At 41.3% G+C, this 8,739-nt stretch carries 6 protein-coding genes; 3 read left to right on the top strand and 3 right to left on the bottom strand.

The window, feature by feature from the left end; translation table 11 throughout:
- Positions 1–292 precede the first annotated feature (292 nt).
- A complete protein-coding gene (locus tag AAHJ11_RS20180) occupies positions 293–904 on the top strand; it encodes a DNA-binding protein (RefSeq protein ID WP_148365505.1) in 612 nt (203 codons plus the stop codon).
- A 120-nt stretch (positions 905–1,024) separates the two neighbouring features.
- Here the strand turns inward: AAHJ11_RS20180 and AAHJ11_RS20175 are convergent, their stop codons facing one another.
- Positions 1,025–2,431, bottom strand: coding sequence for an ATP-binding protein (locus tag AAHJ11_RS20175; protein ID WP_148365504.1), 1,407 nt, complete (start codon positions 2,429–2,431; stop codon positions 1,025–1,027).
- A 444-nt stretch (positions 2,432–2,875) separates the two neighbouring features.
- Between AAHJ11_RS20175 and AAHJ11_RS20170 the strand changes: the two genes are divergently transcribed.
- Both AAHJ11_RS20170 and AAHJ11_RS20165 read left to right on the top strand, forming a co-directional pair.
- The gene (locus AAHJ11_RS20170) at positions 2,876–3,220 is read left to right on the top strand and encodes a hypothetical protein (protein ID WP_148365503.1); all 345 of its coding nucleotides are present in this window, start codon (positions 2,876–2,878) and stop codon (positions 3,218–3,220) included.
- A gap of 359 nt (positions 3,221–3,579) precedes the next feature.
- Positions 3,580–4,059 (top strand): HU family DNA-binding protein, encoded by a 480-nt coding sequence (locus AAHJ11_RS20165; protein ID WP_148365502.1) that lies wholly within the window; start codon positions 3,580–3,582, stop codon positions 4,057–4,059.
- 217 nt (positions 4,060–4,276) lie between these two features.
- Here the strand turns inward: AAHJ11_RS20165 and AAHJ11_RS20160 are convergent, their stop codons facing one another.
- Both AAHJ11_RS20160 and AAHJ11_RS20155 read right to left on the bottom strand, forming a co-directional pair.
- Complete coding sequence (locus AAHJ11_RS20160) at positions 4,277–5,932, bottom strand: RagB/SusD family nutrient uptake outer membrane protein (protein ID WP_148365501.1); 1,656 nt, start codon at positions 5,930–5,932, stop codon at positions 4,277–4,279.
- 8 nt (positions 5,933–5,940) lie between these two features.
- The gene (locus AAHJ11_RS20155; protein WP_148365500.1) at positions 5,941–8,712 is read right to left on the bottom strand and encodes a SusC/RagA family TonB-linked outer membrane protein; all 2,772 of its coding nucleotides are present in this window, start codon (positions 8,710–8,712) and stop codon (positions 5,941–5,943) included.
- Between the last annotated feature and the right edge of the window lie 27 nt (positions 8,713–8,739).

The raw sequence follows: 8,739 nt of genomic DNA, 5'->3' as shown, positions 1-8,739 counted from the left end.
AGATAAGGAAAATAGTCGAAATAAGAAAGAATTAATAAGTTAATAATCAATTATATAAATAGAATGAAAACAGGAGTGGGATAGTAAAAAATATAATGCGTCTGCCCTGTTTGTTGCCTGATATCTTTTCGTATAACTATAGTTATTCGAAAAGATAACTATAGTCTCCCTTGCGTATGACTATAGTTATACGAAAGAAAGACTATAGTCATACGAAGTAAGAATAGCTAATAAAACAAATCCTCACAGGCAATCGGATAAATAAAAGTACCGGTATAAAACAATTCTGATTATGAGTATACATTACGACCTTTACGACACGCCCGACATTCAGAAGAAAGGCGAAGAACAGCCACTTCATCCCCGTGTTGTTTTCAACGGAACAATCGATCAGGAAGAATTTCTGGATCGTGTTCACAAATTCACCGGAATAAGCCGTAGCTTATTGGTAGGTGCCATGCAGTCTTTTCAAAATGAATTAAGAGATCTGCTTGCAAACGGATGGATTGTGGAGCTAGGAGATATCGGATATTTTTCCGTCTCTCTGCAAGGACCTCCAGTGATGAAAAAGAAAGATGTACACGCACAATCCATCAGCCTGAAAAACATCAATTTCCGGGCAGGCAAACAGTTCAAAAAAGAAGTAGGCCAGCAAATGAGACCGGAGCGCGGCAAATCGTTCACCCGTCCTAACGGGAAAGGGCACAGTGAAAAAGAGTGTCTGGCTATCATCAACGAACACCTCCAACGATTTCCCTGTCTGACCCGTGCAGATTATTGCCGATTGACAGGGCATGACAAACAACGGGCTTTGAAAGAACTGAATGCTTTTATCGAACGCGGTGTGCTGATTCGTTATGGAGCAGGCCAACAGGTAGTATATGCAAAAAAGACAGAAAAGTAAATAATGGAAGAATGAGACAGTTCTCATCTTCTATCTGGCAACCACCCAAGATGATGAATCTTTAATCATTTATTTAAGAATATCTCTTCTATGGAGATATGATTATTTTTTGTCATCTACTTAAGTTGTTTTTACATATTGTTGTAGTGGACTATTGGGAATATTGGGAATAGTCATTGTAAGAATATTAGCCTCTAATAAAGGATTCATAATATTCTTTTTGAATCTACTTCGGTTTGTTTGTCCTACAACTTCCATTATTTCTTGAATAGAACGAGGCTCTGAACAATACGAAATAATTTGCTCTGCTATAGGTATGTACCGCGCTTCAAGCTTAGGACAAGCTTGGGACAGGCTTAGGACATTTTCTGTCTTATGCTTGATATTGACAGCCCTTTTAAACACTACCGTAAACATTCCGTCCGTATGAAATTCAGGTTCAGGAAGATTGGCTTCTTTCATAGCTTCTTGCATACGGGGAATGCCGGATGCCACCCTTTCAACCAAATGCATACGGGTAAACAATCCAAAGATTAATGGGTTGCGTGTCATGCTCTTGTGTCCGAAATCTTTAGCTACGATAGGCAAAAGTCCTCCGGGATTAGAAACCTCTACTCGGTCATCAAACATTTCTATAGTAATGGTTGCTCCCTGTTCGTAATAGTCCCGATGAGAGAGGGCGTTAATAATAGCTTCTTTAAATACCGTAAGAGGAATTTCCCAAATTTCTTCTCTCGGTCCTGCTCCCTCTATTTTATAAGCGACTTGTAGTTTGCTTTCCAGCCATACCATAGCCTGCAAATATTGCTGGTATAGTGGACCGCCAAAGGTCTTATCATCTATGATATATACTTTGGTTGTTCCTTTGAAAAGGACACATCTTGTTACTGCGTGTGGAAACTTCCGTTCAGGTTGTTTTCCAAAGAACATGGCTGCCCCGTTCTTGGCTATTCCTTTATCTGTAAACAGTTCCAAATTCTCAAATATCTGCTTGTCAGCAGTTGATGGGCTTAACCTTGCTTCTGTGCGGAAGTCTTTTATTGCTTGTTCGTCTGCAGCTGTGTAGATATTGAACCATAAGCAAGGAATAGCATCAAAGAATATCTTATTGCATTCCTGAAAGAAGCTGCGCATTTCTTCAACAGTACGAAGTTTCTGTGAGTTTGCTCCCTCATGCACAAAGATAGAACCGGAAAATATATAAGGTTTATCTTTCCCTGACGGAACATCAATTACCCAAACTGTCTTATCTTCGATATTCACCGCATACATATCACAATGAAGAGCCGGAGATATTTCACTGATAGAGCCTTGAATGGCTGAACGTTTGTCATTCTCTAAATCTGTGCCAATAATCTGCCCGTTATCATCTACACCAATGAGTAAATATCCTCCGTCGGCATTAGCAAAAGCGCAAATTTCCTCTGTTAGTTCACGAACCTTTGAAGGAACACGAACTTTGAACTCTACATTATAGCCTTCTCCGCTATCGATGAGTGATTGTATGGTGGTTTCTGTATTTGTCATAGACATCTATAAATATAATGCAAAAATAGTCATTTATCCATAACAATGAATCATATTCAAACTAACTTTTATTGATTCAAAGTTATCTATGAAATTATAGAATAAGATCACTTGCTTTATCAATATTTATTGCTACTTTTGTAGCGGTTTCCTTTCATACGTAGAGAGGAAGACTTTATTTTTTTATTGAGAACGATTATTTATTGCATTCGAACATAGAAATTCAGCTAAACTTTCCAACGAATGGCAATAAGTGATGTCAGGTCTCGCGCACACTTCCGTATATATAATTTGTTTATATACTCAAATGGGCGTGGGGCTATCACTTATGTTGTTGGAGGGTCTTAGCTGGATACCTTATGTTCGCATACAGTGGTAGTTTCCCACGCTCTCTTTTTTTAACCGCGCACCACAGGGAAATGATGCGACAAACATAACAAAGATATGTACGACGACCTGAAAGAAAACATTATCCTATTAATGCAACACCCCATCGCGCACCGCCCCATCTCCGACTTATCAGATGAAGAACGAGAAAAAGCATTCTGTTTGTTAAACTATCTTTCAACTTTATCCATTGACGAAAACTATACCTTATTAGATTACATCCAAATGGCACGTCTTGAATATGCACTTGGAGAACTTGAGTATAGAACAACAAATGATACAGAAAAAGTGATCCGCCATTTTAGAACCGCCCTCCAATATTTGGAGAGAGGAGGGATCGACTTAAGTATAAATAAGTGGACAGAGTTAGTCAGTCTGCGAACCAAAGAAGACACGGAATAATTCAGAATCATAATCCTAACCAATATATTCAAAATATAACCCTAACCAGTACATATAGAAGATAGATAGCAAAGCGAAAAAGACTGCTTGTGAAAGTAGGCCTTTCGCTCTATCTTCGAAGAGGATGCCTCCCACTATCCCTGATACCCCAATATATCAATCGGCATCCTCTTCTTCTACTTTTTTTCCGAATCTTTTTTACATAAAATCCCCAATACAGCAGCTTTCCACTTATTAATTAATTTATTAACGCACATTTCTTTTTTAGCTTGGCCATTAATTTTGGAAACCATATCTTTGCATCGTGATCACAAAACAATAATAAAACAGATTAACTAACTATTAAAAAAAGAAAGATTATGGCACTAAAGTATGTTGTCAAGAAAAGAGTTTTCGGCTTTGACAAAACAAAGACTGAAAAGTATGTAGCACAGAACGTGATTACCAATACGGTAAATTTCAGAGATTTATGCAAAGAAGTATCTATGTTCGGTATGATTCCCGAAGGTGCGGTGAAACACGTGATTGACGCACTGATTGACGCGTTGAACACGAACCTCAACAAAGGATTGTCTGTACAACTAGGTGATTTCGGCTGTTTTCGTCCGGGCATGAACTGTAAAAGTCAGGATGAGGAAAAAGATGTGGATGCCGATACCGTCCGCCGAGTGAAAATAGTATTTACTCCGGGATATAAATTTAAGGATATGCTGAATAACGTAAGCATTTACAAGACGGAAGGCAATGGCGGCAGCACCTCTTCAGGAAATGGAGGGGGCAATGAACCGGAAAATCCGGATGAAGGCGGTAGCGGTGAAGCTCCCGATCCTGCAGCATAAAACCGGAACAAGAAAGCATACATAGCAAGTAACAATGTTAGGATTTAGAAAGAGGACACCACCTTCGTCTCGTGGAGCCCAGACTCTTTGGGAATCTATTTCATAGGTTTTCCAGTCTTTGCCTGACTCGCTATATTCAAGCGTTTCCCAGAACTTCCTTCCATAAACATGAACCCTAAAAGTTTTTGTCTAACTTTTAGGGTTCGCTTATTCATAGTTACCAGCCTGTATTTTGACCTAAATTAGGATTCTTATAATACTCTGCCTGCGGTATAGGATATAAGTACATCTTATCATCCCAATTACGTGTTTCAAGCAATTCTTTCTTATAAACAGGAGAGCCGTTTTCCATAATGATCTTGATGCAATAAATAGCTTTGGTTTTATCGCCGATCTTCCAACGGCGGATGTCCCAAAATCTATGATCTTCAAACGCAAGTTCCACTCGTCTTTCACGACGAACACTTTCAGTAAACGCGTCGCCACTTGTCGCAATGGCAGGCATATCAGCAGCAGCACGCACCTGATTCAGTGCCGTACGTGCAGACAACGGATGATCATTATCCGTATAATCGGCGTCTTTCCAAGCATCCATTGCTTCCGCATAGTTCAAGAGAATTTCCGCATAACGGAATATAATAAAATGATGCGGTTTCTTTTTCTCATTGGAAGGAGCTAGAGAGACAGTCTCATTCATATACTTCTTCAAATAATAACCTGTGGTAGTTGCTCCAGCTGTTCCGGCACCGTCTTTTCCTCCTTCATAAGACTGGATAGTCGAGTTCATCCATGTATCACCGTTGCAAAGTACTGTTTTATAAAATCTCGGGTCCCTGCCTTCATACGGATTCTGCCCCGGCGCAATCTGTTCCCAATCAAAGTCTTTTCCATTGGTCATTTGGAAAGCATCCACCAAATTCTGGGTGGGCACGTTACCCGTTTTACCCTTTTCATAACTGATAGGTAAATTGTTTGCTTCAAAATCAAAGCTTTCCCCATTTCTACGTTCAAAAATTAATTGCGGAGATTTCAACACATCGTTCCCACCATTCTTGTCATACAGAGGATCAGCATTCGTCTTCGGCAAGCTGTACCAGTTCTCTTTTATGATAGCATAAGCCGCATCGGCAGCCGCTTTCCATTTATCAGCATCCCGGGCGGGATTATGCAACAAACTCGCCGCGTAAAGAAGAGCGCGGGATTTCAATGCCAACGCTGTGCCTTTGGTCACACGTCCCGTCTCCGCCCAAAAGTCTTGATGACTGACAGGCAGTGTCTTGGCCGCGTCACTACATTCGTCGCAGATATATTTTATCACTTCATTGAAAGAAGTCTTTTCCACATCGTTGATTTCATCCAATGCATATGTACGTGTCAAGAGCGGAATATCACCGTATCGTTTAGCCAGTTCGAACAGATAGAAAGCCCGCAGCACCCGTAATTCTTCACGATACATAGTAGCCTTGGCAATGTCTTCTTCATACGTGTCATTCCAGCGGAAGCGCTCCAGTCTTTCCTGTGAATAGTTTTCAAGAAATGAATTGACAGAACGGATAGCTCCATAGCACTTCGACCACATATTATCAACTGCATTGTTGGGGCTCCAGGCATTGTTATAAAAGTCATGAACACTATTATCACTCCAGACATAAACAGAATTATCCGTCGCAGACTCCCTCAAAGCCCCGTCAAGCACTCCGAGATCTCCGGGCAACTGGCTATAAACATAGGTAGCCAAACCTTTCACATTGCTAAAGTAGGAATAGGCCTCTTCTCTGTCCAAGCCTGTCGATTCGTCCAGTTCGAGCAAGCTACACCCCGATACGGATAGCAGCAAACCTGTATATAGTATGATATATTTTCTCATGGTCATCTCACATTTTAGAAGTTAATATTCAACCCGAAATAAACGGAAGTCATATCCGGATAATTGATGTTCAAATCCTCACAATTCATATACTTCACATGATCGAGCGAAAAAAGATTATTAGCTCTCGCATATACCTGAATCTTCTCCATTCTCATTTTCTTCACCCAAGAAGAAGGAAGGTTATAGTAGACATTCAGGTTACGAAGTTTGAAATAGCTCCCGTTCTCCAACCACTGTGTACTGTTTCTGAAGTTATTGGCATTATCCAGCGTGGTCAGGCGGGGAACATTTGCGATATCTTTCGTTTCTTCCGTCCAGCGGATTCTGTCGTTCAGATACCAGCTGGAAATATTCGTGTTGTTCCTCAACGGCCAATATACGCTAGCAGTATTCAACATCACGCTATAATGGCCTACTCCTTGAAACAAAGCATCCACACCGAAACCTTTATATTCAAATCCCAAGTTAATGCCATAATAAATCTCCGGTATGGCAGTGGAATATCCTATCGCCTTCTGGTCATTGTTGTCAATCACGTTATCACCATTCAAATCCCTGTACTTGACATCACCTGGACGTACTTCCGAGAATTTCTGTACCGGACTGCTCTTAATGTCCGCCTCATCTCTGAAATAACCGATAGCCTCCCAGCCAAAACATTGCCCGACAGGGTAACCTTTTTTAGACAAATAGCCATACGGCTGATATCCCTCACCATTTTCTATGACTTTACTTTTAGCATAGGAGAAGTTGGCTCCGATATAGTAGTTGAAGTCCTTGTATTCCTTTTTCCACATAGCAGAGAGCTCCGTTCCTTTTGTTTCCACTTTCCCTGCATTCATTTTGGGAATAGTAACGCCGATTGCAGATGAAATCAGCCCACTTCCGTCAATCAGGATATTGGTACGCTTGTCATAAAAGCCGTCAATAGAAAAAGTCAGTCCCTTAAACAGGCTCATATCCAAACCGATATTATATTTATCCGCAACTTCCAGATCCAGTTGTTCCATTGCAAGCACTCCTTCCTTCAGACTGCTCCCGGCAGAAGTATTTCCGGTCTGAAAATAGTAAGAACCGCTTCCTATCCAATATTGCTTATCCATGTCATAATCATAAATATCATATCCGGAACGTCCGTAAGAAGCGCGAAGTTTCAGATAATCGAAAGCGGAAATTCCTTTCATGAAATTCTCGTTCGAAAGTATCCAGGCGGCAGATATGGCGGGATATGCACGATACTTGTCGTTCTTCCCCAACACGCTGCTGCCAAAACAGTTGGCTACGATATCCACCATATAACGGTTGTCAAAATTATAACCTGCAGTTCCGATGATGTATTGGCGGTAACGACTATTATTAGCTCCTGTCAATGTCATTGATTCCTGACGGAACATAGCACTGGCCGTAAAATCATGCTTATCCCATGTCCGGTGATAATTGACCTTCGCTTCAAAATTGGCATGTATGTATTGATTGGCCAATCCTTTGTTGCTGATTTCCAGTTCATCGTTAGGGTTACCGTAATTTGTGTAAACCGGCTCTCCGTCTGTACCTTTTTCAATGGTCTGGTACATAAAACTTTTCTTGGCTGTTTCCTGATAGGTCGCATTATTATCATAAGCAATAGCGAGTTCCGCACTCAACCCGCGTGTCAATACAGACAAGTCCTGCACCAACCGCAAGTCCGCCTGCAACATACGCTGATTCAGTTTATAATAACCTACGTCCGCCAGATTGGCTATCGGGTTTGTTTTCAGCACATTATTACTACCCCAGAACCCATTCTTTGTCTGCACGGGGAATGCAGCGGACGGGGTGTTGAAAATCTGCTCAAACAAAGTCGCTTCCGATGTAGTGGGACGCTTGCTCTCTCGCAGCATACCGAGCATACTCAATTTCAATTTCGTCGCGTCTGTGATATCCACATCCAGATTCATGCGAAGATTGAGGAAGTATTTCTTCATCTGGGAGTTATAACGATCTGTATAATCGGTATACTTGCTATTCAGCAGTCCCATATCATTTTTGTAATTGAGGACACTGAAATAACGAAGCCGCTTGCCACCTCCGCGGAAAGTGATGTCCAGTTGATGACTGGTCGTATGATTGCGTAACGCTTCTTTCTGCCAGTCCACATTCGGATAAAGATCGCTATTGGCTCCGGACAGGAAAGAGGCTTCATCCATATCCGGTTGCAAGCCATCATATCTCAATGCTTCATTACGGGCCTTGGCATAGGTATAAGCATCGGCAAATTCCGGCTGATCGACAGGCAAGCCTAAACCGAACTTGTAGTCTACTTTTATATCTTTCTTGTTATATATACCACGTTTGGTAGTTATCAATACTACTCCGTTAGCACCTCTGCCTCCCCAGAGAGCAGTAGCAGCACCGTCTTTCAAAACGGATATCGATTCTATCTCCGAAAGGTTGATATATTCGAGAGGGCGTGCAAAACCATCTACTACAAATAAAGGCGTATCTCCATTCAAAGAACCGCGCCCCCGCACGTTGAGACGAGATTTATCTGTGCCCCAACTAGTGTTCTGCATCACACTCAATCCCGGCAATAGACCATAAATGGCATTATAAGGACTAGTGGTGGCATTTTTATCTAATTCATCCGAATAAATGGTAGATACAGCCTGTGTCTTCCGTAATTCGGTTGTCGTCTGCGTGCCCAGATCGATTACCTTATCTTGTCCTTCATTATTTTGCGCTATACCCGTAGTGGCAAATGCCAACGAGAAAGCTACGATATAAAGTGATTTATTCATAATCATTCTTCTTATTATTCAACGATTTGATTA

It is taken from the genome of Bacteroides sp. 90-K9/2 (genome assembly GCF_047310725.1).
Taxonomy (GTDB): Bacteria; Bacteroidota; Bacteroidia; order Bacteroidales; family Bacteroidaceae; genus Bacteroides; species Bacteroides vicugnae.
Note: the sequence above shows the minus strand (reverse complement) of the source record. Positions and strands in the feature narration are given on the sequence as shown.

What these genes read in the sequence shown, in the direction of transcription:
- AAHJ11_RS20180 (WP_148365505.1), top strand. Translation starts at nt 293, where the DNA reads ATGAGTATACATTACGACCTTTACGACACGCCCGACATTCAGAAGAAA.
- AAHJ11_RS20175 (WP_148365504.1), bottom strand. Translation starts at nt 2,431, where the DNA reads ATGACAAATACAGAAACCACCATACAATCACTCATCGATAGCGGAGAA.
- AAHJ11_RS20170 (WP_148365503.1), top strand. Translation starts at nt 2,876, where the DNA reads ATGTACGACGACCTGAAAGAAAACATTATCCTATTAATGCAACACCCC.
- AAHJ11_RS20165 (WP_148365502.1), top strand. Translation starts at nt 3,580, where the DNA reads ATGGCACTAAAGTATGTTGTCAAGAAAAGAGTTTTCGGCTTTGACAAA.
- AAHJ11_RS20160 (WP_148365501.1), bottom strand. Translation starts at nt 5,932, where the DNA reads ATGACCATGAGAAAATATATCATACTATATACAGGTTTGCTGCTATCC.
- AAHJ11_RS20155 (WP_148365500.1), bottom strand. Translation starts at nt 8,712, where the DNA reads ATGATTATGAATAAATCACTTTATATCGTAGCTTTCTCGTTGGCATTT.